This window comes from Bartonella sp. CE47NXGY (genome assembly GCF_042195415.1).
Lineage (GTDB): Bacteria > Pseudomonadota > Alphaproteobacteria > Rhizobiales > Rhizobiaceae > Bartonella.
In genome coordinates this window covers 1-515 of record NZ_JBHIOI010000309.1, presented here as the reverse complement: position 1 = coordinate 515, position 515 = coordinate 1, and the positions used below count along the sequence as shown (strand labels likewise).

At 38.6% G+C, this 515-nt stretch carries 1 protein-coding gene; it reads right to left on the bottom strand.

What is annotated here, in order from left to right:
• Nucleotides 1-515, bottom strand: a 515-nt coding sequence (locus tag ACFIL3_RS11245; RefSeq protein ID WP_375682316.1) for a tyrosine-type recombinase/integrase, incomplete at both ends; no start/stop codon positions are given.

Genomic DNA, 515 nt, shown 5'->3' with positions numbered 1-515 from the left:
AGCGTTTTGGCTAATTCCGGTAAAATAGGTAGAAAGACATCTGTTTGGAATTTACTTTTCTCTGTTTTGAGATGAATGATATTATTCTTTACATCTTTCCAGCCAATGCGGACCGCATCACCACGACGCAAACCCGTATACAAAAGGACATCAATCCAAACGCGTTCATGGGTACCATGGGACCATCTTTGATAATATTTCTCAACATCTTCTTCTGTCCAAACAGCAAACCCATCTTTGTTATGAAGGGCTGGTCTTTTAACACCTAAGGCTGGATTATTTTCTAAAAGACCTTGGTCAATCGCCCAATTAAAAAGCCCATTAAGGGCTTTCAGAAAGTTTCTAGCCATTGCTGGTGTTTCTTTGCGTCGTTCAACGCCGGCTATGATATGTTTCTTTTCAATTGCTTTGTATGGAATGTTTCCTATGGTATCACATACCTTCATAAGGATGAGTTCTTTTTGTTTTTTTGTAGCTTTAGTGTAGCTATGCCAATTAGAGCTGTTAAAGTATTG